General features: G+C 38.6%; 26 protein-coding genes. 10 read left to right on the top strand and 16 right to left on the bottom strand.

Annotated features, from left to right (window positions below):
* The first annotated feature begins 10 nt into the window (after positions 1–10).
* Positions 11–1,009 carry a Gfo/Idh/MocA family protein gene (locus tag RBH88_RS00715; protein WP_307879759.1) on the top strand — a complete coding sequence of 333 codons (999 nt, stop codon included), beginning with the start codon at positions 11–13 and terminating at the stop codon, positions 1,007–1,009.
* 23 nt (positions 1,010–1,032) lie between these two features.
* Entirely contained in the window at positions 1,033–2,277 is a 1,245-nt protein-coding gene (locus RBH88_RS00710; protein WP_307879758.1) for an O-antigen ligase, read from the top strand.
* Positions 2,278–2,279: 2 nt separating this feature from the next.
* Here the strand turns inward: RBH88_RS00710 and RBH88_RS00705 are convergent, their stop codons facing one another.
* The 16 genes from RBH88_RS00705 to gcvPA form a co-directional block, all read right to left on the bottom strand.
* Positions 2,280–3,416: a glycosyltransferase gene (locus RBH88_RS00705; RefSeq protein ID WP_307879757.1), complete on the bottom strand. Its 1,137-nt coding sequence runs from the start codon at positions 3,414–3,416 to the stop codon at positions 2,280–2,282.
* Positions 3,417–3,467: 51 nt separating this feature from the next.
* Positions 3,468–4,574 (bottom strand): N-acetyl sugar amidotransferase, encoded by a 1,107-nt coding sequence (locus tag RBH88_RS00700; protein ID WP_307879756.1) that lies wholly within the window; start codon positions 4,572–4,574, stop codon positions 3,468–3,470.
* 112 nt (positions 4,575–4,686) lie between these two features.
* Positions 4,687–6,018, bottom strand: a complete 1,332-nt coding sequence (locus RBH88_RS00695) for a Coenzyme F420 hydrogenase/dehydrogenase, beta subunit C-terminal domain (protein ID WP_307879755.1) — start codon at positions 6,016–6,018, stop codon at positions 4,687–4,689.
* Positions 6,019–6,047: 29 nt separating this feature from the next.
* Complete coding sequence (locus RBH88_RS00690) at positions 6,048–7,235, bottom strand: polysaccharide pyruvyl transferase family protein (RefSeq protein WP_307879754.1); 1,188 nt, start codon at positions 7,233–7,235, stop codon at positions 6,048–6,050.
* A gap of 57 nt (positions 7,236–7,292) precedes the next feature.
* The gene (locus RBH88_RS00685) at positions 7,293–8,747 is read right to left on the bottom strand and encodes an oligosaccharide flippase family protein (RefSeq protein WP_307879753.1); all 1,455 of its coding nucleotides are present in this window, start codon (positions 8,745–8,747) and stop codon (positions 7,293–7,295) included.
* 11 nt (positions 8,748–8,758) lie between these two features.
* A complete protein-coding gene (locus RBH88_RS00680) occupies positions 8,759–10,003 on the bottom strand; it encodes a glycosyltransferase family 4 protein (protein ID WP_307879752.1) in 1,245 nt (414 codons plus the stop codon).
* A 25-nt stretch (positions 10,004–10,028) separates the two neighbouring features.
* Positions 10,029–10,556 (bottom strand): ArsR family transcriptional regulator, encoded by a 528-nt coding sequence (locus RBH88_RS00675; RefSeq protein WP_307879751.1) that lies wholly within the window; start codon positions 10,554–10,556, stop codon positions 10,029–10,031.
* 102 nt (positions 10,557–10,658) lie between these two features.
* On the bottom strand, positions 10,659–11,594 hold the full coding sequence (locus RBH88_RS00670) for a DMT family transporter (protein ID WP_213690465.1): 936 nt from the start codon (positions 11,592–11,594) through the stop codon (positions 10,659–10,661).
* A gap of 107 nt (positions 11,595–11,701) precedes the next feature.
* Positions 11,702–12,202, bottom strand: coding sequence for a sigma-70 family RNA polymerase sigma factor (locus tag RBH88_RS00665; RefSeq protein ID WP_213695489.1), 501 nt, complete (start codon positions 12,200–12,202; stop codon positions 11,702–11,704).
* Positions 12,199–12,567 carry a D-Ala-D-Ala carboxypeptidase family metallohydrolase gene (locus RBH88_RS00660; RefSeq protein ID WP_213690467.1) on the bottom strand — a complete coding sequence of 123 codons (369 nt, stop codon included), beginning with the start codon at positions 12,565–12,567 and terminating at the stop codon, positions 12,199–12,201. Before RBH88_RS00660 ends, RBH88_RS00665 begins: the two co-directional genes overlap by 4 nt.
* The gene (locus RBH88_RS00655; protein ID WP_213690468.1) at positions 12,524–12,721 is read right to left on the bottom strand and encodes a YvrJ family protein; all 198 of its coding nucleotides are present in this window, start codon (positions 12,719–12,721) and stop codon (positions 12,524–12,526) included. The genes RBH88_RS00660 and RBH88_RS00655 overlap by 44 nt, the downstream gene beginning before the upstream one ends.
* Positions 12,722–12,791: 70 nt before the next feature.
* Positions 12,792–12,998 (bottom strand): DUF2922 domain-containing protein, encoded by a 207-nt coding sequence (locus RBH88_RS00650; RefSeq protein WP_213690469.1) that lies wholly within the window; start codon positions 12,996–12,998, stop codon positions 12,792–12,794.
* 82 nt (positions 12,999–13,080) lie between these two features.
* Positions 13,081–13,296 (bottom strand): DUF1659 domain-containing protein, encoded by a 216-nt coding sequence (locus tag RBH88_RS00645; RefSeq protein WP_213690470.1) that lies wholly within the window; start codon positions 13,294–13,296, stop codon positions 13,081–13,083.
* 129 nt (positions 13,297–13,425) lie between these two features.
* Positions 13,426–14,556 carry an ATP-NAD kinase family protein gene (locus RBH88_RS00640; protein WP_307879750.1) on the bottom strand — a complete coding sequence of 377 codons (1,131 nt, stop codon included), beginning with the start codon at positions 14,554–14,556 and terminating at the stop codon, positions 13,426–13,428.
* Positions 14,557–14,562: 6 nt separating this feature from the next.
* On the bottom strand, positions 14,563–16,149 hold the full coding sequence (gene gcvPB, locus RBH88_RS00635) for an aminomethyl-transferring glycine dehydrogenase subunit GcvPB (RefSeq protein ID WP_307879749.1): 1,587 nt from the start codon (positions 16,147–16,149) through the stop codon (positions 14,563–14,565).
* Positions 16,150–16,165: 16 nt separating this feature from the next.
* A complete protein-coding gene (gene gcvPA / locus RBH88_RS00630) occupies positions 16,166–17,557 on the bottom strand; it encodes an aminomethyl-transferring glycine dehydrogenase subunit GcvPA (protein WP_307879748.1) in 1,392 nt (463 codons plus the stop codon).
* A 206-nt stretch (positions 17,558–17,763) separates the two neighbouring features.
* Here gcvPA and RBH88_RS00625 point away from each other — a divergent pair, with 206 nt between their 5' ends.
* The 8 genes from RBH88_RS00625 (at position 17,764) to RBH88_RS00590 (ending at position 26,272) form a co-directional block, all read left to right on the top strand.
* Positions 17,764–18,429 carry a GntR family transcriptional regulator gene (locus tag RBH88_RS00625; protein ID WP_213690473.1) on the top strand — a complete coding sequence of 222 codons (666 nt, stop codon included), beginning with the start codon at positions 17,764–17,766 and terminating at the stop codon, positions 18,427–18,429.
* A 246-nt stretch (positions 18,430–18,675) separates the two neighbouring features.
* Entirely contained in the window at positions 18,676–19,854 is a 1,179-nt protein-coding gene (locus RBH88_RS00620) for a saccharopine dehydrogenase family protein (RefSeq protein ID WP_213690474.1), read from the top strand.
* A 175-nt stretch (positions 19,855–20,029) separates the two neighbouring features.
* The gene (locus RBH88_RS00615; protein ID WP_213695492.1) at positions 20,030–21,508 is read left to right on the top strand and encodes a sodium:alanine symporter family protein; all 1,479 of its coding nucleotides are present in this window, start codon (positions 20,030–20,032) and stop codon (positions 21,506–21,508) included.
* 22 nt (positions 21,509–21,530) lie between these two features.
* A complete protein-coding gene (locus RBH88_RS00610) occupies positions 21,531–21,845 on the top strand; it encodes a pyrimidine/purine nucleoside phosphorylase (protein ID WP_213690476.1) in 315 nt (104 codons plus the stop codon).
* An 83-nt stretch (positions 21,846–21,928) separates the two neighbouring features.
* Positions 21,929–23,335, top strand: coding sequence for a Sapep family Mn(2+)-dependent dipeptidase (locus RBH88_RS00605; protein WP_213699165.1), 1,407 nt, complete (start codon positions 21,929–21,931; stop codon positions 23,333–23,335).
* Positions 23,336–23,394: 59 nt separating this feature from the next.
* Complete coding sequence (locus RBH88_RS00600; RefSeq protein WP_213695495.1) at positions 23,395–24,522, top strand: MFS transporter; 1,128 nt, start codon at positions 23,395–23,397, stop codon at positions 24,520–24,522.
* A 4-nt stretch (positions 24,523–24,526) separates the two neighbouring features.
* A complete protein-coding gene (locus tag RBH88_RS00595) occupies positions 24,527–25,348 on the top strand; it encodes a pyrroline-5-carboxylate reductase (RefSeq protein WP_307879747.1) in 822 nt (273 codons plus the stop codon).
* 42 nt (positions 25,349–25,390) lie between these two features.
* A complete protein-coding gene (locus RBH88_RS00590) occupies positions 25,391–26,272 on the top strand; it encodes a DMT family transporter (protein ID WP_213690480.1) in 882 nt (293 codons plus the stop codon).
* The last annotated feature ends 23 nt before the right edge of the window (positions 26,273–26,295 follow it).

Genomic DNA, 26,295 nt, shown 5'->3' with positions numbered 1-26,295 from the left:
GTTATCCATTATGTATAAATTTGCCCTGCTTGGCTGCGGCCGAATAAGTAAAAATCATATAGAAGCTTTAGCAAAATTAAAAGAAGAAGGCAAAGCAGAAATTGTTGCCTGTTGCGATCTTGTTCGAGAAAAGGCCGATACTGTGGCTTCTCAAACAGGGTGCGTTCCATATTATGATTATGCATCAATGCTCAACGACGGAAAGTTTGACATCGTTTCGATTTGCACTCCTTCCGGTCTTCATCCAGACCATGTGACAATGGCAGCACATGCAGGGAAACATGTTCTTAGCGAAAAACCGGCAGGCACATCTTTAAAATCAGTAGATGCAGCTATAGAAGCATGTGATAAAGCACACGTCTATTATCTTGTAGTGAAACAAAACCGTTTTAACAAAACCATTCAACTTTTGCGTAAAGCTCTTGAAGCCAATCGCTTTGGTCAGATTTATATGATTACATCTAATGTATTTTGGACCCGCCCCCAAGAGTACTATGACCAAGCTAAATGGAGAGGAACTTGGGATTTTGACGGTGGATGCCTTTCAAACCAAGCTGCTCATTATGTAGATATGGTTCAATGGATGGGAGGCGCTGTAGAAAAGGTTAGCGCCTTCAGCTCTACTCTTGCGCGACGCATTGAAGCAGAAGATACTATAGTTGTAAACATCAAATTTAGAAGTGGCGCACTTGGCTCTATAAATGTCACCACCCTTACCTACCCTAAAAATCTTGAGGGCAGCATTACTATTCTCGGAGAAAAGGGAACTGTACGAATTGGTGGGGTTGCCATGAATAAAATTGAAACGTGGCAGTTTTCCGATAACGATCCCATGGATAAAGCTATTAATGACGTTAATACTAAGCCCAAGAGTGTCTATGGTTCTGGACACCTTGATTACTATGGTCACGTTATGGATGTTCTAGATGGCAAAGCGTATCCCATAGTTACAGGACGAGAGGCGCGAAAGACTGTGGAGATTATTGAAGCTGCTTATGAACGGTACTAAGAAAAAGGAGTCTTTAGGGGAAAATGGATTTAACCCAATTATTAAAATACAATTTTTGGCTTGTTATCATAACTAGTTTTTGGGGAGCTAATTTTCTTTCTATTAATATAGGAAGAGTTCGTTTTTTCCCTTTTAGATTTTTTTTTCTTAACATGATCTTTATTCTAATTGTAAATTTATGCGCAAAAAACAAAATTCGTTTAGATATATTAAAAAAATATAAATTTCTTGTTCTTTTCTTTCTTTTTTGGTTTTTTTATGCTTTTGTTAGTTTTTTTTGGGTGCCCTCAATTACATTATGGATAAAAAATATTGCTTTTTTGTTTATGGGTATGATTTTAATTTGGGGATGTATTTATCATCTTAAAACCTTTAAAGATTTAAAAATATTTTTCTTTATTTGGACAGTGATACTTTTTTGTTTAAATTTAATCGGATTTTGGGAAATAGAAACAGGAAATCACCTCGTTGTTTCTGGATTAAGATCTCTCGTACTCGTACCAACATCAGTTTTTCGCAACCAAAATGATTTTGCAACTTTTTTATCTTTATCCATATGTTTTCTACTTCCACTTATAAAAAACAATAAAAAACTTGTTGTTCGCTTTTATGGGGTAATCTTATTAGGCTCATCCTTGTATTTGTTAATTACAACAACATCAAGAGCTAATATTATAGCTATTGTTGTTGCCTTTATCTGTTGGATTTTTACCTTTTTTAAAAATTACACTGCAAAGGGCAAATTATTCTTCTTTATACTTGCTATTCCCCTATTGGGGATCTTTATAAAATTCTTTATTTCAACATCATCCATCCAAACCTTAGTTTTTCAGCTAAGCCACAGGATTGAATCCGGAGGGATACGAATAAATTTAATAAAAAATTCTCTCGTTTTTTTGTATAATTCTTTGGGTTTTGGCGTAGGTGCAGGTAATATTGAATGGTATATGCAAAATAAAGCCATTTTTGACACTCAGGGGATACTAAACGTCCATAATTGGTGGGTAGAATTATTAGCTAATTACGGAATAATCATTTTCTCCCTTTATTGTTATCTCTATATGACTACCATGCGAAAAGCTATCAAAAAAATTAAGAAGGCCACTTCTCTTTGGGACATAACTTTTGCCGAAACTATTTTTCTAGGGGGAATCACTTTCTTTTTGGCAAGCATTAGTTCTAGTTCTATAATGGCACTTAATTTTCAATGGCTATTTTGGGGATTTACCTTCTCCTATTTAAAAATACGCAAGGGAAATCGCCTCTAAAGTTAATAAACTAGAATCTCTTTAAAAATTTTTATAAGCTCTTTTGAAATATTTTCAGGAGAAAATCTATTTTTCGTTTCTAAAGCTATTTTCTGTTTATTATATTTCTCGTTGTGTTCGTACATATATTTCATAGCAAAAACCAATGCCTCTTCATCATCCACGGGAATTAATAATCCATTTCTCTTATGAACAAAACATTCAGGCCCCCCGCATTTTGTCGCAATGACAGGAACACCCACAGCTAAAGCTTCAATATAGGCAACTCCAAACGTTTCAAAACGAGAAGGTAAAACAAAACAATTGCTTCTTTTCAACTCTTTAGCAACATTAGTTCGAGGTTGTACGCCCAAAAGCTTTACTCGGTCACCCAGCTTATATTTACTTATGTACTTTTCTATCCTTTTTCGTTCTGAGCCTTCACCCAAAATCGTTAAACTAACATGAGGATTATCGATAAAAACTTTATAAAAGGCCTTTACAATTAAATCCATTCGCTTACTATAAATTAAATTCCCAACAGAAATAAACCGAAATACTTTATTTTCCACTTTATCCGCAGTGTTAAAATTAAATATTTCTGTATCAACTATATTAGGCACAAATCGAGTTTTTATTTTAAATTTGTCTTGAATAACTTTCGCCAACGAAGGACTAACTGCAATAACAGCTTCAGCATTAGAATATGCTTCTTTTGCTATTTCGAAAACTCTTTTGCCCAATACTGGTTGAACAAGAGCTGAAGAGTGTTCTGTTATCACTAGAGGAACATCGATACGTTTTTTTAATTGAGCTGCTATATACCCCATATTAGTAAAATGAGCATGCAACACATCCGGTTTTCCAAACTCCCTAAAGACCTTCTTATAAAGACTTTGTAAACCATATATTGAAATTTTACGCAAAATAAATTTAGGAAGTCTACCTAATGGTATATTTACACAAAAAACATGTACCCCAGCTACATCGTAGCGTTCATATCCCCATTTTCGCCATCGCCTCAAGGAACGAACATCTACAGCAACATAAACCACCTTTATACCGGCATTAGCCAACGCCTTCGCTTGATCAAATTCGAAGATCCCATTACCCCTATACTTATTTGAGGGAATCCCTCCTGCTATAACCAACACATACATTCCTAATCACACCTAAATTTCAGTAATCTTCGTTTTTTGCACATATTTAAATTAATAACCTCTTATTTTTCTATTAAGTCGAGAAATATGTATCCAAGGAGATATTTTATACTCATCATGTTTGTGCGGTACTTCAGACATTATGCTATAAAACTCTCCCTTTGATATATTTAAACAATCTAAAATATATTCCAAATCTTTCTCCATCTCAAATTCGTCATAAAGTGGTTTTTTCAACTCTGCTAAAGCATGGTCACGTGTCATTTGTCCCGAAACTATTAAACTTGAAAAATGAGATTTTCTCTTATCAACTTTAAATTTTTTAGGCAAATAATAGACTTGAATAAATTTTGTCAATATCGATTCGTAATGTTTGCCACCATAGTAATTAAAGTCACAAAACGCCTTAAGTTCTGATATAGCTTTTTCTTTCTGGTAGAGAATATAATTAAGAGGTCTCTCTTCTTGTATATTAAATAAAACTTTATTACTAATCTTACGTTCAAAACTAGAAATAAGTTGTAATTTATCTATAGAGGCGTTACCAAATCTCTTATTAATATCAATGATGTGTATTTTATCCAAAGCAGAATGTGTATTTCCCTTTTGTAAAATACACTCTAATGAAAAATTACCTCCAGAAAGAAAATATCTTATTTTATTTTTTTTCGCATATTTGTGTAAATAACTCAAAATAAGATTATCTTGGGGAATAGCAATATTAGGGACACCTGCACGTATAAAGGCCGCTGTCAGATTACAAAATTGTTCTCTATCAGGTTTTTCTACAACAACATCAATACTACATGCTTCCGATAATTTTTTTATATTATCTATTGCCACAGGTGAATTAAAACCATCATCAACGTGTATTGCTAAAATACGCAACTTATACTTAGATGCCAAGTAAGCAAGATATGAAGAATCTAACCCCCCAGAGAATCCCATAATGCAATCATATTTCAGACCTTGTCCTTCTTTTTTTATTTTAAGCATCATATGATCGAAGTATGTTTGTCCCTCTTCTCCAGGGAAATATACTTTATCCTTAGCCCGAAAAGCTTCATTACAATAATTACAATAGCCTTTTTCATCAAAATATATAGTATTATCAGTAATATTGTCCATAACGCATCTATTACATACCTGATAATTCATATTAAAATAACTCCCTTTCTCCCACATAAATGCTTCAAGCTAACCTTTGCATAATATTTGTCTATAAAAATTTTTAGAACCATTTAACAAAAGAAGCCATGCGCAGGCATCCCTATTTGTACCTTATTTTAAGCTTTCTTAATGCATATCTGAGGCATTTCTTAGGGAAATTGATTATTTTTTGAATTTTCATTCTATATATTGCTTTCCTGCTTGCGCTGGTAATGACTTTGATATAACGTTCACGGCTACTTTCTAAATATATTTCTTTACTATGTCTTAAGCGTAATTCTATTTCTTTATATTTTTCCTTTGACGCTTTTTCATAAGAAGAAATATTTTTTAAATTTTCTACATTAAAAGGAGGCATCAAGTCTTTTTGTTGTGAAATTTCCATAACAGTAAAAAATTGCGTCTTTAACCTATCATTTACAGTTTGTCCTTTAATAATATTTTCAACAGGCAAGTTCTCAACATTAATTATGCCATCTCTAAAAGCAGCTTCAATAAGAGATTTCCCTTTCTTTGTTCTAGCAATAATTATAGAGTTCCCTTCCTTAACAGATTTATTTGTTATTCCCCAAGGATCCCCCACTGTAATATCAGAAAAAATATTCATTTGGTCGAAACAAAATAAACATCTATGTACTTCAAAGACAGGTTTTAACACTTGTCGTATTGTTTTGTTCAAAACATATTCTTGATTTGTAGTAGTTATTCTTGTATTTCCAGGCCACCCTCCATGTCTTTTATCTCTAAACCTAAATTCAGTTACATCCTGTTTACAACATCCTGCTTCTTGCATTAGCTGATCTATGTAATTCCCCGAATATTGCCCTGCACAAACTAATCCAATCAAGTATTTAGGCAATACTATTTCAGGATATTTTTCCCTAATTAATTGAAGACATTCCCCTTGACACCCTAAAATTACTGCAGCTGTTTTTTGATTTTGATGTTTTAGCACTTCATTTACGACTGAGGATTGAGAATAATAAGATCCTGAGCTTTCTTTAATCCCTTCTATTTCTTTTTCAAAAAAAGCTTCTGGCCTTTTCGTTTTTTTATTAAATTTATTAACGACAGCACCGTCGATAACATGGCAGTCTATGAGATAACATAAGAGGGCTGTTACTATTCCTCCGCTTTGTGACTGTTGCCTAATTTTACTATCTGTGGCATATCCTACATAACTTCCAAGGCACTCTCCATGGAAGATATCTACATCACATTTATTTATTTTCGGCGTATTAGCCATAACACTTGGACATATCTGATAGCACTTTCCGCAATTAATACATCTATCAAAATCAATCTTTGCCACTTTGTAACCAGCAATGTTTTCTTCTAAAGAAATCGCGCTTACTGGGCAAACGCTATAACACCCTCCACAAGCTGAACAAAGAGCGTTATCTGCAATATATTGAATATTTTTATTACCCATAAATATCGATCCCCTTCATAAATATTATCTCATTTACAAAACATTTCTTTTCCTACATTTATTAAATTTTCTTTAACCGAAGGGAAATGCTCTTTTATTATCATTCGATTCTCTTCTCGTTTATACCAAAATTCATTAAACATCGAAATCAATTTATCTGACGTACAATTTTCATTGGATATCAACCATTTACGTTGCCCATACAAATCAAGAAGTTCCTCATATTTATAATGCCACCCAACAACAAGCACAGGTACCCCCGAAGAAAGAGACGCCACACAAGAATGATACCTGCTAGCAACAACAACTTCACAGGCTGCTATCTTATTTTTCAACTCCTTGCTACTTATATTAGTTACATCAAGAATGTCCACTAGATTCTCCGTTTTCAACAAAAATTTTATTTGTTCTGCTACATGAACATCACTATAGGAACCATCCATCGAAATTTCATTCGGAATAAATACAACCTTACAACCTGTGAATGAATAGATATGCTCTACAAGATTCACTATGCAATCAATATATTTTTCATTAGAGTTCCACTGCCGTATTACCTGGTGACTTATTGAAATACCAACTATTTGTTCCTCTTTATCAACACGACTATAAGGCATTACATTTGCTAAATCTGGAGAAACTGAAATTTCTTTCTTACTTACTTTTTCTATTTGTTTTTTACTTTCGTTTTCTCTTGCAACCATAACATCAAAAATTCTATTTACAGAAAATTTCGAACCTACTATATCCATCTTTGAAGTTATAGGCCCATAACTAGCTGTACATTTTACTGATTTGATACCATACATTTTTGCAATAAAATTTATAGAATACTTACCTATAACCATTTTAATAGCTCTAACATAACTGTATTTCCCTTTATCAAAGTTACTCGAATAGTTTATTCCGAACAAATTCGCTACTATATCTGAACTTTTTATTTCTTTCAGGAATTTATATTTCTCATCCGATTTAGGCCTGAAACCATACTTAAATTTAAGTGCATCTATAAGTAATTCGTGTATCCTTTTATAAGGAATTTGATACACTGGGAATTCCATATCTTTTATAGCAATATCTACAGGTCTAGAAGATTGATAAAAAACTATTTCATAATCTTTGTTGACATTTTTAATAACTTCCCTCGCTCCGTGCATCAATGATGGCCCACCAAAATTATTCTCCGGCATTACGCCATACATCAATATTTTTGTCATATCTTAAACCCCACAATCTATATGTTGTTTATAAAAAATAACTATCCCTTAATCATTTTAATTACTACTCAAAGTTTTCCATTTTATTTTTAGCAATTTGTAGTTAATAAAAAAGTAGATTGTCCCCCAAATTACGCCCAAAAAAATTGACTCAACTACCTCCCCCAATAGAAGTTCACAAGGGAGAACACTTTTTATCATAGCGAAAAGCCCCCCCAAACAAATGTTTATAATAGTTATGTAGCCAATTTCTTTCCAAGGGAAAACATGTGCAAAAGGAATCTCCACCTCTTTAGCAGTCACCATAAGCTGATATACAGCACTCACCGATGTTGCAAATAATGTAGCAATTGCAGGACCGATGAAACCAAAAATATGATAAAAAAGAAAATTCAAAACAAGGTTTAAAATCAAGGATAATATTGCGCTATAAAAAATAACCTTAGTTTTCCCTATTGAGTTTAAAACCATACCAAAATATGTACTCCTAAAAAGCAAAACTATCGCATAAACTCTAAAGACAGCAGAGCCAGAGATGTATTTCTCCGAATACAACAAACTCATTACATCGGGAGCATACACAAAAAAGCCAGTTGCTAAAAAAGAAATGATAATGTAAGAAAATAAAGTTGCATCTCCCCAAAGACTTACAGCCTCAACTTTTTTATTTTCTTTTAACATCTTTACCATTTGTGGCAATAAAACTGCAGTAACAGAAGAGGCAATTACGACAACAGGCATTTCCCGAGCAGCATTTGTATAAATGGCTAATGATTCCGTATTATAAAAACCCGCTATAACTAACTTATCTAATTCTTTTTTCAAAGTTCCAGCAACAGTTGCTAATCCCATAGGAATAGAAAATCTCATTATTCTTCTAATTAAGTTCGTGTTTAAAGATAACTCAATCTTCCCAACAATCTTTCTTACTAATAAATATACAGAAAAAGCAAAAACGACCTCCACGCCAACAAATAAAGCCATATACATATCAAAACCCAAATTAAACAATTTCGTTATCAATATAATCAATAATAAAAAAATACTGTTTAGGATTCGAAACATCATAAGATAATTTGCCTTTTTATATACTATTAATATATTATCAATACTTGATAAGGTAATTTTTGCCCATGGGAATATCGCCAAAATATACAAAAAATCTTTTATTAGATTATTATTAAAATATCGTACTATCAATGGCATACTTATAATCAATAGCAAGCCCGTTGAAAAACTCAGGATTGTAGATAATATGTAATATGTTGATAAAAAATGTTTTCTTTCTCTGATATCATTCGTTTGAGCCAAAAAGAAGTTAATACTATTAGGCAATCCCATTATAAAAATTGTAGTAACTAAATTAATAATTAATAATATTTGGGAATATGTGCCATATTCTTCAAGGGTACGAAAACGAGATAGCAACATTGCACATACCATTGAAATTGCCATCGTAATGATCTTTGAAGTTGTTAGTTTAATAGCATCTGTAGCTAGTGATGGTTTCACTCTCACTACTCCTAATGGGCATCGTATTTTTTATTATTACCAAAATCCCAACCATCATATAATTTATCAACTAGATCTAATTCAGCCTTCATACGCTCGTGCCAATCCCAAAAATGAACTTGGGCATATCGTTTCGCATTATTTTCGAGCATTTCTGCGTATTTGCTGTTATCAATTATTTTATGAATATAATGAGGGATTTCGTTTAATTGGGATAATTCTAAGATAACTCCATTTTCATTGTTTTTTATTAAAGAAGCCGTATCTCCTACATTTAACGTGATTAGGGGTTTTCCTCGCGACATTGCCTCTAATAAGGGATTCCCCACATTACTTAAGTCGTATAATGATAAAAAAACATCTGCTAAATCTAAATAATTTTTTATCTCCGTTTGATTGACAGCGCCAACAAACAATACGTTTCTTGCTATATGTAATTTTTCGACTAAGGTTACAAGTTTTTGTTTTTCTTTTCCATCCCCAACAATAACCAGTTTCACATTCGGCTTTTCTTTTATAACAGTGGCTAGAGCCTCAATCGCTCTGTCAACTCTTTTCCAAGAAACCAAACGAGAAATAGTTAATAAAACTTTCTCATTTTGTTTTATACCCAAATGTCGCTTTATTTTTTCTATTTCTGCAATGTTTTTACAATCTTCTACATTTATATCAACACCATTTCTCCAAAACTTAATAATTTCAGAGTCATTTTTCAATTTTCCTAAAACAATATCGCCTTTCGTCCCATCATCCGTCATTATTAGAATGTTTGCCCTTGTTTCTAATGCTTGAAAATGTGGATATCTTTTCAGTCTATTAAGCCAATTATCGTTTACTTGCGCTAATATCGTTCCTTGAAACCTAGTAACGAATGGAAGGCTATATTTTCGAACCAATTTTTCCCCTGCACAAACACTATTCACCTCATAAGAATAAATACATGCCTTATAATTATATTTTTTTAAAATTTTTTCTCCCAATTTATATAAAATATAATTGCCATAAATGTTGTGAAATATACGACCTAAAAAACCAATTTTTTTCATTTTTACTAAAGGGTAAAATATTGGTTTAAAAGTAATTTGGTTCAATCCAGCTAATTTAGGCGTAACACCATTATCGTATTTAGGATTTATTAAAGTAACGTTCCACCCAGAGTTTATATATGCATCAATGGTTTTATAAAATGAAGGAGCGCCTTTGTTCTTATCCATAGACCATAAATTTAAAAAAGTTAAAAAAATAATATTTTTCATAAGCATATACCTTCTTTTTAAATCTTCAAAATTCCCAAATCACAAGCACGTGCCCTTCAAACCTGTCTCGTAACGCTTGCAACTCATCCCTTTTCAGCACTAGCACTCGTATCTTCCGCTCAATTATTTTTTCAAGCTTATCTATTAGACTTTGCAGGTAAGCTCTGTCAATTTCACCAACCAAAACAAGGTCGATAAGGCCAGAGTCAATGCCATTTGCGTAGTCTCCCGTTATGAAGGCAAGTTCTACATTTCCGAGGCGTTTTATAACTTGATCTACAAGCTGGTCGATTCCGAGAGTTTTTGTAACGATGGCTCGTATTTCGGGGAAAAGCGGATGTTTGGTATTGGCCTTATACAGCTTTGTCCGTCCTTCGTCGTGGCTCTCTAAAAGCCCCGCATCTGTAAGGCGATTGAGCTCAACCCGCACAGAATTCGTCGACTCGCCAAATTCATCGGCAAGTTCTCGCAAATATGATCTATTCTCTGGATTGAGAAAGAACTTTAAAAGCAATTTAACTCGTGTTTTCGATGTAATTAAAGAATCTATCATAAAGATATCTTTTTCCTTTCTCTATTTCGAGTTATTTTATTACTCATAAAGAGTAAAGTCAAATAAAAGAGCGCTTGTAAAAAGCGCTCTTGATCTTTACTATTACACGTTATTTTGTCTGGGGGTTCGTTTGAAGCGGCGTTGAAAGAGATCGGGTGGCAATGCTGCCAATACAATGGCAAGAACGATTATAGTGCTTCCCGCTAATTCATATGCCGTTGGCAGTTCTTTACTCATAAAAGCAGCAAGAGTAATACCTGTAACTATTTCAACTGTGCAGACGAGGCTTGCTGCTGTTGCCGATATATAGCGCAGAGCAGTGTAATATGCTGCGTAGGCAACAAGACTACCTACACAAGAGAGTAAAGCTATGGCTCCCCACGACTTAAGTGTCAATAGGGGCACATCTGCCCATCCATGCGAAAAATGCTTAATGGCAATCATACAGAGACCACCCCAAACATGGGAATAAAAGATGAGGCTCTCTCGTGATATTATGTTTTCTCGTGCGATTTCACGACCGAGAAGAGATTGTCCGGCCATGCCAGCCACAGCAACGAGGCCCCATAAAATACCTGCCAAAGGCAGCGCCTGTGTTGCATCCTTACCCGAAAACATTCCAACCCAGACACCAAGAAGAATCAAGAATGAAGAAAGAACCTGTGCCAGTGTAGGGCGTTCTTTCGTAATAATAATTCCTCCCATAAGGGTTACAAGGGGGAAGGTGTAGTGAATAATAAGGGCTGCTGAAACAGTAAGGTATTTCAACGAATATAAAAAACCTGTGTATGTACAAACCACAGATAGAAGCCCGTAAATAAAAAGAGTACATTGATTCTGTAAAGTTACTCGAAAATGTTGCGGGGTTCGTAACACCATAAAAAGTCCGCACCCAATAACGACTAAAAAAGTACGCAATAAGATCACGGTTGTCATATTGACACCCTGAAGAGCAAGAGTTCTGCCGATGGGGCTTACTATCCCCCACGAAATGCCAGTTGCCAACGCTAAAAGAATGCCTAAGAAATGCTTATTCAATGCTATCACCTTGTATACGTTATACGTGCTTATTGAAACAATAGATGCGATTATAGCCCATTTGCGAGAAAAGAGGGAGTGGCTAAACTCCCTCTTTAACAAGCCCTCTAAAATTCATAACGCCTAAGAAGTTCGTCAAGGCGTTTTCTTATTTTCTTTATTCGATAGTGAACACATTGCTGCGTTCTATTAATCTTTTTCGATATTTCTTTTTGGGTGTATCCGTAAAAAAGATGCCGGATAATAAAGCAATCAAGTTTAGAAAAATTGCGCTCTATTAGATCGATGAGATCCACAGGCAGGTGTTTCGTCGGAGCGGGAATAGAAACTTCGTGAGCTTCAGTAAGGGCACAATTATGCTCTTCATACCTATGCCGGCGAGCTGCATCTCGTACTCTACCGGGAAGTCTTTTTCGTAAATATTCACCTATGTCGTTACATGATTCGAGGGGACGTTTTTGAACTAAATGAATCAGTGCCAGACAAGCTTCTTGCTGTAAATCTTCAAAGTCTGCACCACGGCCAGTATAACGACGAGCTGTTTTTTCAATAAGATCAATGTTCTTTCGTATAATATTTTTCAGTGTTAAAGATTTAGAATCAGTCATTCACGATAACTCCTTTCTGTCTTTAAGGCTAAATGAACGAAGTTTCTTTTTCCGTAGGCTATGATGCTTGTAAATCCTGCTTTTTTAGCCAACTTGCAAAAAAATGTCTGTCGAGATTTCATTACAACAACGTCAACTGCACGCCCCTGAGTGTGAAGACTATGCGCAACACCTCCTACCTTTTTGTTATGGCGCAAACATCGAAAACCACTTGTAATAACTAAGGGGTTCTTCCAAAAAAGTCGCAACGCTTCGAGATGATGAAGAAGAGGTGCCCATATTTTTACGTGGCAACAACATTTGCATTGAAACTCGCTAAGATTAAAATGGGGCGTGAGCTGCATTAAATTGACTTTGTTTTTCATAACGTTTCCCTCCTCCCAAATGAGTAATTGCACTTTCCAAACTTCTGATGGCACCGGCCAGATCATCAAGCCTCTTTTCCATGCGCACAAGCAAATATGCCGCTACAGCCACCGAAAAACCACTTTGAATACACGATGCCAATAAGTCTTCCATACATTTCCCCCCTTTTTTTAAAACACGAAAAAACGGCCGGAAGTGCATTCCGGCCGCATAAGGCCACGTTTTATCCCTCGATAATAGGGGTTACAGTAGTCTCTACAAGTTCAGCCCCAAGAATAGCGGCTAACCCTTTTACAAAGATGTTGTTGTCTATTAAGGATTGCATTGCTTCCTTTACCTCTGTATCTGTAACATCTTCACGTGCATAGCGAAGAGAGAGGGTTCGGTTTTTTCCATCTGCGGTACCAAATTTAAGACGAAGGGTTTTCACTAAAATCACTCCTTTCTGGAAAAAACGGGAGCGACATCTTTTAAGGATGCACCCCCATCATATAGTATTTTGCGTTTCTTCTCTACTCCACAACGTCTGTATCTACTTTTCGTGTCTCTGCTACTGGATATTCGAGAAGAGATTCGAGCACTGTTGAAATTGTTGCTACCTTTTCAGCTTCAACATCAGAAGAAACTCCTGAAAAGTTGATGGAACGAAGAATCGGATCTCCGCTTTCATTAGAACCGATGTTAACTCGAAGCTGCAGGCGACTTTCTAATGGAAGATAAGCTGCCATTCTTTTTCACCCCCCTTCACCTATATAAGTGTGTTGAAAGGGCGCAAAAAACAAAAAGGGAATAAAAAAAGGCGGCTTTTACGCCGCCTTGAGGTTTTTCTTTCGCTTGAGCATCATTACGTTTATCTATTACATTGCACTTATGGCGTACATCACGAATTCGTTGAACCCGGTAACGATACGTATATAGCCTGATAAAATCTGATCTATAGTCGCATCGCCAGTATCCATAAGCAATGGAGCCCCCTCCAATGCATGTAGTTTTGCCGGCGTAGAGAGAATGAAAATATCGTTGCGGGAGAAAAAGCAAAGAACACGAGGGCTGATCTGCTGATTTCCCCTTCCGAAAAGGAACCCCTGCCCTCCGATAGGTGTAACGATAAGTTTTATTTTTTTATACCGCGAGCAAAGCTTAAGAAGCGTTTCTTCAGAAACATCTTTCGCTATAAGTTTTCCGTTATACACAACATCGACTCCAAGAAGGGTAAAGTCGAGGCCAAGTTCTATCATTAACGCCCTTGTGGTTGTTCCAGGCCCTACTATATAAAGCGTATCAGAGTACATCTCGTTACGAGCCATATAGGCTGCTATAGCCTGTTGAGAAACCTGTTCTGACAGGGCGCTTCCCGCTTTGAGCCTTTGCACTCGTCTTTTCTCAAAGGGAATATTTAGATACCCAAAGAGTCTGGCTGTAACTATGCCCTTCCTAAAGAGTGTTTCATCAATATCCATAACCTCAGCGAGCTTTTCTTGAGTGCTTTCATTATTCAGATACAACTTAGCAAGCTCCCCTGCCTGCTGGGGTGAACAGCCAAAAACAGCTGAATGAATTTTTACACCAGAGGGAATTCCAAGTGCTGTAAGTTCAGTTCCTACACTTTCATATATATCTCTCGCAGTACCATCTCCACCCGCAAAGAGTAAAAGGTCTACATTTTGCTTCAGCGCTTCTTTTGCTGCTAAAAGGGTATCTTCACGAGCTGTTACATGCTCGGAAATAGATTCTCTTAAAAGCACCTCTGGAGAAAAACCACACTGCATGGCAACTTTTTCCCCCATATTTCCCGGAAAGGTTATGAGACGTATTTCATCTTTTATTTCAAGAAGATGCGATAGCGCACACTCTGCACGACTAGGGGAATGAGGAGTCGCCCCCATCTCCCTGGCCCGTGCAATAATATCGGGGCCATCTGTTCCCTTCAGTCCAACCTTACCCCCCATACCAGCAATTGGATTGACGATGAGCCCCAACTTTTTCATAATTTGCTACTCCTTTAGCTCTTTCTTTTCGAAATAGCCATTATATTTTTTCTTATAACTTCTCCACGTAATGGCCCACTTCTCTGGATCGTCAAGATAGGCGTGATCAACATGGTGAATAGTGCTCTTGTGTGGAGCCGTCTTTACCAATTCAGGATTTTCATATGCCTCTTTGACAATCTGCTCAGTAATGGCGATAAACTCGTCTAATTCTTGCTTAGAGTATGATTCTGTAGGTTCGATGGTGAAAGGTTCCGGAACGAGCCATGGTTCGTGGCTTGTCCAATAATGAACGCCAAAGTCAAACATTCTATTTTGAATGTCGCTTGTCGTTACGCCTGTCTCCTCTTTCAGCTTCTGCCAACTGTAACGTACCTGTTCAATACGATGTTCCCCTTCGGCATAAGGTGCGGAAGCTCCGCGAATAGACAATATTTTTCTAAACATGTAGTTATTATTCAAAACAGCAACTCTGGCTGCTTCTTTTACTCCATCAGCACCAAGGGCTCGAATCCAGGCATAGGCCTTCAGAATCGCAGGAACTGTTCCATAAAAGTTCTTAATCTTACCTACTGAATAGGGAAGATCATCTTTAAGATAGAAACGTTGTGTTTCACTATCTTTTTCCACAATTGGAACCGGCAAGAAGGGTTTCAATCGTTCTGTTACACCAACAGCGCCACTACCGGGGCCACCACAGCCATGAGGTGCAGAGAACGTTTTATGCAGGTTGAAGAAACACATATCGAAACCGGCCTCTCGCGCCCGGGTAATGCCCATTATGCCGTTGAGATTTGCCTGATCGTAGCTGCAAAGACCGCCTACACTATGCACCAAGTCTGTAAACTCTTTAATTCGAGAGTTGTATATACCTATATCTTCAGGGTTTGTAATCATAAGTGCTGCTGTTCTTTCAGAGACAGCATTTTTAAGAGCTTCAAAATCTGGACGACCATCTTTCCCAGGATAAATTGTAATTATTTTGAACCCCTTCAATTTAGCTACAGCAGTGTTTGAGGGATGTGAATATATTGTGGTAATAATTTCATCTTTTGTTTCAGCCTGCCCCGTCTCTTCAAGCCATGCTCTGATGATAGAACCAATAACGTAAATAGCCTGAGATCCGCCTCCGCTTTGAAGGGAGAAGGCATCCATTCCCGAAATGGCACGAAGAGCGTGATCCATGTTATAGATAACTTCGAGCACACCCTGAACCGTTGACTCATCCTGATAGGGATGAAGTTCGCTCACTTTTGGATTCCGTGCCAGCACTTCATTTATTTTGGGGTTATATTTCATGGTGCATGTTCCTTGTCCAATATCAATATTCAGATCAGCACCCAAGTTTTCTTGAGAAAGCCGCAAATAGTGCTTTAAAACTCTCATCTGTGACATTTCTGGAAGATCCGCCCTATCTGAACGAATCATATGAGAAGGAAGCTTTTTCGTATCTTTAACAGTTTCACGTATTCCATCTTCTACTTTAGGCAAAAGGACACCGCGCTCACCTTGTGTGGTGAGTTCATAAATGATGGGCTCATCCCATCGAGCCTGATGGAAGTCTCTCAATTTTGTCTGCATATTCATACCCATGAGCGTTCCTTCCTTTCTACGCAAGAATTTCGCCAAGAGCCGCGATGAGAGTATCCATATCTTTCTGTGTAACGCACTCGGTTACGCTATAAAGAGCACTCTCTCCGCACCCTGGGAAAAGAGTTGAAAGATCAAGTCCACCGAAGATATGTCTATCTAAGAGGGCTTTGTTAATCTCTTTCACTGTTTTGCCCGTACCGTCAAAATTAACAATAAACTCTTTAAAATGAGGTGTTGCCTGAAGAGGAATTTTTACTCCTGGCAGAGCGGCCATTTTCTCCATAAGATATTGACAGCGCATATATATGTTCTCGCCCAATTCCTTCATGCCTTCAGGCCCCATGAGAGCTAAGTACACACCAGCAGTAATTCCCCAAAGGGCTGCCGCCGTTCCAACATATTCTTTGGCATTTTCGCGCTCTGCAAAAGAAGTGCGTTCCCACGCTACGTCTCCGAATCCCCACTCTTTATGAGTTGTAGGGGTAATACCGAAGAGACGAGACGGATACTCTCTTACAAAAGTTTCGTCATCTTGAACAGCCATAAAGCCGCCTCTGGCACCGCCATAATAGAGATGCATTCCCAACGGTTGTAAATCACCACATACGATATCGGCACCATAACGAGATGGAGGTGTTAATAAACCCATGGATGAAGGGTCAATGCCTACAACCATAAGAGCACCGGCATTATGAAGAAGTTCCGCAATTTTTTTGCCATTGACATCAATGGTTCCGATAAAAGCGGGATTTTCAAAATAGAAGACTGCCGTTTTTGAAGAGATAAGACTTTCAAGTTTTTGAAGATCGACACATCCTGTTTCTGGATCACAGGGAACATATGTAATGTAAAGATCTGGATTGCTATAATTTTTTATAACAGCTTTTGTTTCCGGGTGAATACTTTCTGCCACAAGCACTTCATCACGTTTGGTAATGCGAGTAGCCATTCTGATTGATGTTGCAGCTGCCTGTGCCCCATCGTATGTAGGAACATTGACGACATCCATATCAACAAGTTCGGCCATCATACTTTCAAATTCGAAAAGGGCCTGGAACCTTCCGTGGTCTTCATATGGTTCACCTGCGTAGGCTGTAAGAAACTCTGAGCGCTGATTTATTTCATCGCATATAGCCGGCACGTAATGATTCCAGCAACCGCCACCTAAGAAGCTGATATTCTCTGACGTTGTAGCATTTTTCGAAAGAACTTTTTCAAAATGCCGCTTAAGCTCAACTTCAGAAAGAAGCGGTTCAGGAAGATCTAGTGGTTTATTTAATTTTAATTCATCTGGAACGCACTCAAAAAATTCATCAATGCTTTTCGCTCCAATGGCCTTCAACATTTCTTCCTGAACGTGAGAAACAGAGTTCGGGATATACGGATAGACAACTTTATTCTTATCCATGAGCTTCCTCCTCTTTCTTTGCTATAATACTAAAAGTATTCAAAGAATACATAGTATTCATAGTCTATTTTTTCTGCGCTGTCAAGTTTATGAGCTAAACAAAATTCAATGAATACATTGAATTCTTTAACATCGCTACTATGTAATGTATAATGTGAATTATTCATTTCTGTTGAGAAAATAAGAGGAATAGGGAGGAATTGCCATTGAGAAATGTTTCTCAAGCACGGTCTTCTGTGGATTACGTATATAAGGAATTACGCCATAAAATCATGAATAAAGAGTTTAAGCCAGGCCAGCGCCTTCCCGAAATATCCATAGCAGAACAACTCGATGTTAGCCGTACTCCTGTACGAGAAGCGTTTCGAAGGCTCTCGAACGAAGGTCTTATTAACATTGTTCCTAATGAAGGAGCCAGTCTGGTCGATCCTTCAAGAGAAGAAATTGAAGACACATTTGAGATGCGCGCATATCTAGAATGTCTTGCTATTAAAAAAGCCGTGCATCGTATTACTCCTCTTCAGCTTTGTATGTTAGAAGAAGAAATTCAGAAAGAGGAAAATATTTTTGTCGAAAAAGACCTCGATAAGTATCTGGAAATCAATAATGCCTTCCACAGAATTATCGCTGAAGCCAGTGGTAATGTCGTTCTTTACGATCTTATCATAAGCGTTCTTTCTCGTTCTTTAGTCTATCTTGTGTTATTTGAATCCTTTTTTGATTTCAGCGGGAACCCAAGTCTCGACGAACATCGAGCCATTCTTGAGGCACTAAAAGAACGAGATGAAGAAAAAGCCGAGGCATTAATGAAGTCGCACATACTTACTGCCGCAGAAGATGTTGGCGGTGCAAGAATTTCTGAGCCCAAATAATAGCTTATAAAACCGATTCACAGCAAAGGGAAATAGGCGAATTTTTAGTGGTGGCCCAAAGCTGCCACTTTTTTATTTTAATTTGAAATGAAATGGCCGTTGACAGAAACTTTTTTTCTGATATTATTTGCTGTACACAATGGATTCAATGAATTCAATTTATTGTCGTGCGACGTTCTTTCTTGTTTTGACTTCTTTTCTGCGCGTTTAACGCAAAACCTATTATTCAGAAGGGAGTTTTATAATATGGCTAAACGTAAAGCACTACAAATTGGCGCCGGGATGGTCGGTCGTTGTATCGTTAACGATATTATTAAAGACTTCGACGTTACCGTTCTTGACATGAGTGATTCAAACTTAGAAGAAACTAAACGTCTCTTCCCAGATGCCAAAACCGTTAAAGGCTCTGCCCTTGACGAAGAACTTTTTCAAGAAGTTTCTAAAGATGTCGATATCGTAACTGCTGCAATGCCTGGAACAGTCGGGTATAAGGTAACCGAGATCGCAATGAAATACGGAAAGAAACTGGCAAGTGTTTCTAGTATGCATGGACGTTCTGATGAACCTTACGACAAGATCGGGAAAGAGACTGGCGGTCTTGGAATTTCCATGATTGGCTTTGAGCCTGGTATGAGTAACTTCTTTGCGGGCCGTGGTTATCACCTCCTCGATAAGTGTGAAGAAATGTATGTTTATGTTGGTGGTATTCCTTATAACCCTCGCCCTCCTTTTAACTATACCACGACATGGTCATTAACAGACAACCTTAACCAGTTTGCACAACCAAGCACTGTCGTTCGAGATGGACAAGAAGTAGTTCTCAAAGCATTAAGCGAACTTAAAGACTTCCAAATTGAAGATTACCCCACAATGGAAGCCTTCACAAGCAACGGACTCGGAAGCCTTTTCCGTAGTTTTCATGATGTCCCCAATATGGCAGCCTATACCGTCCGTTGGCCAGGACTCACCGAACAGATGCGTTTTTTGGTGAACCTTGACCTCTTCGATTGGGAACCTCGTAAGATTGCCAAACATGATCTTGTTCCCCGCGAGATTCTTTTCAGCCTTTTCGCTGACAAATATAAGAAACTTCCCGGAGACCTCGATCTTTCTATCATGCGCATTATCACCAAGGGATACAAAGGTGATGACGCAGTTCAGCACACATGGGAAATAGCCCAGGTTGAAAAACCCGAGAGTGGCTACACTTCTATGGCTTGGTGTACAGCTAGCACATGCGGCATTTTTGCTCGCGCAATGTGCGAAGGAAGAATCAAGGGATGCGGCATGGTTTCTGCTGAGAAACTCGCTGCAGATGATGATTTTTACAACTGGGTTATGGCCGAACAAGACAAACGAGGCGTTCATTACAAACAGAAAATTGATATCAAAAAAGACGCCAAAAAGAAGTGGAATCGCGGATAGGAACCAGCACCACTTGTTTCCAACTTTAAGATCTTAAAAATTGCTTGAGCTCGTTATGGATTGAAACAGACACGACTTTTTTTGAATAGCCTTGGTTATTACAGCGCGGATCTTTTCTTTTTTTCCGCGCTGCTAGTTCCTGTAGTGCCATATTCTAAGGAGGTGCCTGTCACCCATGGACGTTACACAAGTGACAAAATTACTAGAGTTCTTTGCTTGGAAAGTGCTTTGGAATCCATATTTTCCAATTATCTTCATTATTTTAGGAATATATTTAACTGTAGGAATGCGTTTTTTCCAATTCCGAAGAGCAAGTGACATTATCTACAACACGATAGGAACCCTCTTCCGAAAAAAGAAGAAGGAAAAAGATAGTAAAGGGAATCTCATCAGTTCTTTTGGAGCTTTTGCTACAGCACTTGGCGGTACTGTAGGAACAGGTAATATTGCTGGCGTTTCTAGTGCTATTGCTATTGGTGGTCCCGGTGCTCTTTTCTGGATGTGGATAGCAGCGCTGGTAGGCATGGCCACAAAGATGGCTGAAATAATTTTGACACAGCACTATAAACAGCGTTATTCAGACGGAAGCTCTTACGGAAGTGCCGCTTTTTATATTGAAAAAGGTCTTGTTGAAGAACGAGGCTGGAAGTGGTGCAAAATTCTTGCTGTCGTATTTACGATCTTTATGATCGGCTCTTTTTACGTTGCTCCTGGTCCCTACACGATTATGGAGTCTTTTCAACGTTCCTTTGATTTATCAAAATATGCGGCAATCGGCATGAGTATTGCTTATACGCTCCTTTGCTACTATATCGTTCTTGGTGGTATTCCCAGAGTCGTCAAGTTTGCGGAAAATGTTGTTCCGGCAATGGTTTTGCTTTATTTAGCTGCTGGTCTTTATGTTATATTCCAAGATCTTACCGCCCTTAGAACGGCTATTGCCAGTATCTTTACTTATGCATTTAAACCATGCGCTGCTATCGGCGGCTTTGCCGGTGTTGCTGTTATTAAGGCCGTTCAGATAGGCGTTGCCCGGAGTGTCTACAGCAATGAAGCAGGGTGGGGCAGTTCTGCCATTATCCATGCAACAGTGGATGTAGATCATCCAGGACGACAGGGAATGTGGGGAGCATTTGAAGTTGGTGTTGATACGCTGTTAATTTGTACTATTTCTGGTCTTATGGTTATAGTTACCGGCGCATGGAAGACGGGACACGGTGGAGCCGGTGCCGTTGGAGATGCTCTAACAGCAGTATTCGGCCCCTTTGGAGCATATGCCCTATCATTTTTTATGTTGATCTTCGCCTTGACAACAACAACAGGCTGGTTCTCGTATCTTGAATCATTAATTGTTTATTGCACTCGAAACAAAACTCGTGAACAACGTATTAAATATATACAGTTTGTTCGATTTACTGGACCCGGTGTTCCGTTGCTCTTTACGCTCTATGCTTTCTATAACAATATGGTTCCTTCAGTGGTATGGATGCTGTTGGATATTCAATCTGCAGTTCCAGTGTATGTGAACGTTGTAGCCTTAACGTTGTTATCTCCTCTTATTTTCCGTCTCACGAAAGAATTTGAAGTTGGTTACCTTGATCCGGAAAAGGCCGCTCGGAAAGCTGCCAGGAGAGCTGCGGCTATAGCTAAATAAGGGAATGAGGAGGAGACTTCACATGGCTGAATTCTTTGACTCCGTCAAAGTATCGATACCCGTTAATATTTTCTTTGATGGGAAAGTTCAAAGTCGAACATTAGTTTTTCCAGATGGAAGCAGAAAAACCCTCGGAGTATATCTTCCCGGAGATTACGAATTTCACTCCGATGGTCCTGAAAAGGTTCTTATGACAAAGGGTTCTGTGGAAGTTCTTTTCCCCCAAGACTCTGATTGGAGAAGAATCAATAAAGGTGAAGTGTACATGGTTCCCCAAAATACGAAATTCAAAGTTCGATGCTCGGAGATTTCGGAATATATCTGTGATTTTCTTTAATCAGCAATACAAAGTTCTGCCGCTTCAAAGCGGCAGAACTTCATCTCTCTTTACACTATATAAAAGAAGCGGAGGTTTAGAGAATGAAAAAACTCGACGAACTTGTGTTGGCAAACGCTGATAATTTAATAAAAGTTGTGCAGGAAAGCGTTCGAATTCCAAGCATATGTTCTGAACCTACATCACAACATCCATATGGAGAAGAAATTGCTAATGCTCTAGATCACGCTTTAAACGTGGCCCAATCTATGGGATTTCGTACTACTAATCTCAACGGGAAAGTTGCTTGGGCAGAATATGGCGATGGAGAAAAAATAGTTGGGGCAATGGGGCATCTCGACGTTGTTCCTCCTGGAGAAAACTGGAGTTTTGATCCTTTTTGTGGAGATATTGTAGACAACCACATACGAGGAAGAGGAACTCAAGATGATAAAGGACCTCTTTTCAGTTCTCTCTTTGCACTAAAAGCTCTCGCTGATTCTCACGCACCGCTAAAGCACAGAGTAAGAATCATTTTCGGTCTAGACGAAGAGAGTGGACAGATGAGAGATGTTGCAACATATCTTGACTCTGAGGGGCCGCTTCTCATGGGCTACACTCCTGATGGAGAGTATCCCGTGGTCAATGCCGAAAAGGGAGCTCTTAAATTTACTGGTTATTGCAGCTTTAATAATCTTCTGCCTGGCAAGATTGAACTTGTCTCTTATAAAGGTGGAGAGGGAACAGGTTCAGTTCCTGCTAAAGCTAAGGCCACTCTCAGCGGAGCAAAAGAAGACCTAGAAAAAGCATCTACACTTCTTACAAAAGAGGCGACAAAGAATAACTGGCCTTTTTCTCTAAACTGGGAAGGACCTCTTCTCAGCTTTTCAGTAACAGGCAAAGCAGCTCATGCTACGTTGCCCGGGTTAGGCGTTAATGCTATTGGTCGTCTCTGCACTCTATTGTCATTATTGGACATTGCGGAAAATTATCGGCGCTTTTTCTCGTTTATTGGTGAAAATTTCGCCTTTTGTCCCGATCTCTCTACATTAGAATTGGCAGCGTCTCATCCTCACACAGGGAATATTACCTGTAACTTAGCTACTCTTGAAGGCGACAGAGATAGCGCCTCTTTTTATGTAGGAATATATATTCCAGCGCAAACACTTTCTTTTGACGACGTTTGCTCTAAGATTGCAGCTGCCTGCCTTGATGAACACATTGATCTTGATATCAAGACAAAGATTCCACCTTTATACGTATCTCCTGATAATCGCTTAATTAAGGCTTTAAGCAGAGGGTATGAAAATGCGACAGGAGAAAAAAGTCGACTGCTTGCTATGTGTGGAAGCACGTACTCCAAAAAGATGCCCAATATGGTTCCTTTCGGTGGAACCTTCAATGGGGAGCCTGACTTTGCCCACGGAGCTGACGAAAGAGTGCTTATAGATAGGTTACTCCGTAGCACGTGTATCATGGCTCATGCTCTTAAGGAATTGGCAAACGATTAGAGATGAGATATAGCCCGGTAGTATTCCAACTTCTTTTTATAACATTTGCAGCCGCAACAATGGATAGCGGTTACTATTTTTTGCCTGCATATTTTGATGGAATGGGGTTTTATGCAGGTCCTTGGCTGGGTTGGATAATGGGGGCAGGATATGGGATATCGGCATTATCACGTTTTTTTGCCCCTGCAGTAGCTGATCGAATCGGGCTCGATCGTTCTCTCAAAGTCGGTTTCACTCTATTGCTTACTGCATCTTTGGCAATAGCCTTCGGTCCTCTCAAAGTATGGACCGTCATTTTATATAAAACTCTTTTGGGTTTGGGAATGACTCTTCAGGGAGTCGCAATGATTGCCTATCAAATGGTTATGGTACCTGAACAAACGAGGGGTAGAGATATAGGGCTCATCTCTCTGGGCTATGTTTTACCCTCATTAATCTTAGCCCCTATTCTCGAATGGATTCTCTTAAAGGGATACCCTCGCACCTATGCGGTTATTCTCGTAGCGATTGTTTCAGGTGGCTTACTAATGTGTTATGGCTTTAAGGGCGAACAAACGATGCCCGTTCTTTCAAAAAAAGAGACAAAAAGTGCCAGTTATAGAGAAATATTTTCAATGCGCCCAATTTTAGGTTTTATGGCTGTTATGGCTGTTTTTTCATTGGTAGACGCCATGCAAATAACGTTTGTCTCTCTCGCTTATGAACGAAAGCTTATAGCCACGGCATTCTTTCTTCCAGCTGCAATCACTTCATTGATGATTCGCACCTTGGGAGGATCTTTTCTCAATCGGTTCCCTCGTCGATTTATGGCGGGAGCTACCACATTTATCACTGCTGTGGGTATTTTCGGCACCAGTTTTGCGACATCTTCTTTTCAACTAATAGGTTTAGGGGTTTTTTTCGGTTTAGGCATGGGAGTGGGATTTCCTGCAATGACATGTCTTATTGGAGATTTGGGAGATGATAGAACTCGAACAAAATTGGCAGCCATCTATGGACTACTGTACTCTGGCACCTTCTTTATCATGCCAGCAGTTATAAGCTCAATCGCCGCATATGCGGGATATTCAAAAGCCTACCGTTTGGTGGCAATTGTTTTAATCGGCCTGAATGTTGCTGCTTTCCACTGGAGCTACCGCATACAGAAAACTGCAACTTCACAAAATATAGAAATATCGGAGGTATAAAATTATGAAAATCGGATTTATTGGTTCTGGTCTCATCTGCGAGATTATCACTCAAAACATTTTGAATAGCGGGCTTGTTAAAGCTGAAGATATTCATATTACAGACATCTTCAAGGCTCGAGAGAACGAAATGCACGAACGCTACGGTCTTACTGTTGCCGCAAGCAAAATTGACGTTATTAAAGCGGCAGATATAGTTTTTGTTTGTGTACGTTCTGACAACGCCATGGATCTTGCCGGGGAACTTCGTGAGATTCAGCCCGATTTCAGCAATAAGGTTCTTATCTCTATCTCTTCTGGTATTCCCATGAAACTCTATGGAGATATCTTCCCTGACCTGGCAATAGCCAGAGCTCTTCCCAACCCTCCCAGCAGAATTGGACATGGGGTTGTTGCTGTCGCTTTTAATAAGAATGTTTCTGATGAGCAGAAAGCAATGTTAATGCAACTTTTCGATTCTATGGGAAAAGCCTACATGCTTGATGAAGAGAAAATCAACGTCGCTACTGCAACTACCGGACCTGCTCCAGTTTATGCATTCTTCCAGGCCATGGTTGAATCAGCACTACTTCTTGGCATTGACTATAAGAGTGCATCACACATGGCATTCGGAACAGTCGAAGGTTGCCTAAAGGTATGGGAACGCCAGATCGACGATATTGCTGGACTTCTTCGTGAGACAAGCACTCCTGGCGGTATTTCTGTTCGTCAGCTTTACGCACTGGAAAAACGGGCTTTCAAAGCCATTGTCAAAGAAAATTACGAGGAAGGCTGGAGCCGCACTAAGGCCTACAGTGATGCAATTAGAGAAAGCTTAAAAAAGTAAATTTTTTTACTTTACTGAATAAAATCGAATGAAGGTATCGCTGTGAATATACTTGGAGTTTTTTATAGCCTTCTCGTCGCTTTTGTATGGGGAAGCGCACCAATCATTTATCGTTATTGCATCAACAATAGTTCTGCGTTGAAAATGCAAGCTATACGCAGTATTGGTTTTCTGGGATGTGGACTCATTATTGCTCTTATCTCTCCAAATGTGCTGCATGTAGCTTCACATTCTGCTCTTATGGTTTCAATAGGTGGGCTCTCCGCTCTTCTTATTGGTGACTCACTTTTTTTCCATGGGATTAGACTTATAGGTCCCGGTACAGCGACAGCCATTACAGGTACCTATCCGTTTTTTGCAAGTGTTGCTGCAATACTTTTCCTTGGCGAAAGGGCAACTACAGCTACTATTGTCGGTACCTTCTGTATCTTTGTAGGGCTTGTAGTCTTTCGAATGAAACGAGAGGAGCCAAAACAAAAATCTCTACAGGGAGTTCTTTTATCTCTTTTTGCAGCATTCTTTTGGAGTGTTAACTTTGTTTTGACCCGTTGGGGAATGACTATCGGAGATATTTCTCCCCACGCTCTTGTTTTTTGGCAATCGATATCTTTTTTCATAGCCATTTGGATATGTTGGGGTATTTCTTGGCAAAGAAACAATCGCCAGGAACCATTATTCAGGATGCCTCTCAAAAATATGGTCATGATGATAACAGTTGGTGTTCTCTCTATGGGATTAGGTGGTTTTCTTACATCAGAAGCAATGCGATATGCTCCGGCATCTGTCGTTACTCCCATTACCGCTTCAAGCCCCCTCTTTGCAGCGTTTTGGGGAAGACTTCTCTATAGAGAACCTATTCTCATTCCTCAATGGATTGGAATTGTTCTGATTCTTACAGGTGGAGTAGCCATCAACTTTGGGTAAGCTAAAGGGGAAAACCTTAAAAA

Origin of the sequence: Aminobacterium sp. MB27-C1 (assembly GCF_030908405.1) — a bacterium.
In the GTDB taxonomy this organism is placed as follows: Bacteria; Synergistota; Synergistia; order Synergistales; family Aminobacteriaceae; genus Aminobacterium.
This window is presented reverse-complemented; position numbering and strand designations above follow the sequence as displayed.

Bases quoted from the DNA above. Each gene is read 5' to 3' on its own strand.
- RBH88_RS00715 (WP_307879759.1), top strand. From the start codon at position 11: ATGTATAAATTTGCCCTGCTTGGCTGCGGCCGAATAAGTAAAAATCAT.
- RBH88_RS00710 (WP_307879758.1), top strand. From the start codon at position 1,033: ATGGATTTAACCCAATTATTAAAATACAATTTTTGGCTTGTTATCATA.
- RBH88_RS00705 (WP_307879757.1), bottom strand. From the start codon at position 3,416: ATGTATGTGTTGGTTATAGCAGGAGGGATTCCCTCAAATAAGTATAGG.
- RBH88_RS00700 (WP_307879756.1), bottom strand. From the start codon at position 4,574: ATGAATTATCAGGTATGTAATAGATGCGTTATGGACAATATTACTGAT.
- RBH88_RS00695 (WP_307879755.1), bottom strand. From the start codon at position 6,018: ATGGGTAATAAAAATATTCAATATATTGCAGATAACGCTCTTTGTTCA.
- RBH88_RS00690 (WP_307879754.1), bottom strand. From the start codon at position 7,235: ATGACAAAAATATTGATGTATGGCGTAATGCCGGAGAATAATTTTGGT.
- RBH88_RS00680 (WP_307879752.1), bottom strand. From the start codon at position 10,003: ATGAAAAATATTATTTTTTTAACTTTTTTAAATTTATGGTCTATGGAT.
- RBH88_RS00675 (WP_307879751.1), bottom strand. From the start codon at position 10,556: ATGATAGATTCTTTAATTACATCGAAAACACGAGTTAAATTGCTTTTA.
- RBH88_RS00665 (WP_213695489.1), bottom strand. From the start codon at position 12,202: ATGACTGATTCTAAATCTTTAACACTGAAAAATATTATACGAAAGAAC.
- RBH88_RS00660 (WP_213690467.1), bottom strand. From the start codon at position 12,567: ATGAAAAACAAAGTCAATTTAATGCAGCTCACGCCCCATTTTAATCTT.
- RBH88_RS00655 (WP_213690468.1), bottom strand. From the start codon at position 12,721: ATGGAAGACTTATTGGCATCGTGTATTCAAAGTGGTTTTTCGGTGGCT.
- RBH88_RS00645 (WP_213690470.1), bottom strand. From the start codon at position 13,296: ATGGCAGCTTATCTTCCATTAGAAAGTCGCCTGCAGCTTCGAGTTAAC.
- RBH88_RS00640 (WP_307879750.1), bottom strand. From the start codon at position 14,556: ATGAAAAAGTTGGGGCTCATCGTCAATCCAATTGCTGGTATGGGGGGT.
- gcvPB (WP_307879749.1), bottom strand. From the start codon at position 16,149: ATGGGTATGAATATGCAGACAAAATTGAGAGACTTCCATCAGGCTCGA.
- gcvPA (WP_307879748.1), bottom strand. From the start codon at position 17,557: ATGGATAAGAATAAAGTTGTCTATCCGTATATCCCGAACTCTGTTTCT.
- RBH88_RS00620 (WP_213690474.1), top strand. From the start codon at position 18,676: ATGGCTAAACGTAAAGCACTACAAATTGGCGCCGGGATGGTCGGTCGT.
- RBH88_RS00615 (WP_213695492.1), top strand. From the start codon at position 20,030: ATGGACGTTACACAAGTGACAAAATTACTAGAGTTCTTTGCTTGGAAA.
- RBH88_RS00610 (WP_213690476.1), top strand. From the start codon at position 21,531: ATGGCTGAATTCTTTGACTCCGTCAAAGTATCGATACCCGTTAATATT.
- RBH88_RS00605 (WP_213699165.1), top strand. From the start codon at position 21,929: ATGAAAAAACTCGACGAACTTGTGTTGGCAAACGCTGATAATTTAATA.
- RBH88_RS00600 (WP_213695495.1), top strand. From the start codon at position 23,395: ATGGATAGCGGTTACTATTTTTTGCCTGCATATTTTGATGGAATGGGG.
- RBH88_RS00595 (WP_307879747.1), top strand. From the start codon at position 24,527: ATGAAAATCGGATTTATTGGTTCTGGTCTCATCTGCGAGATTATCACT.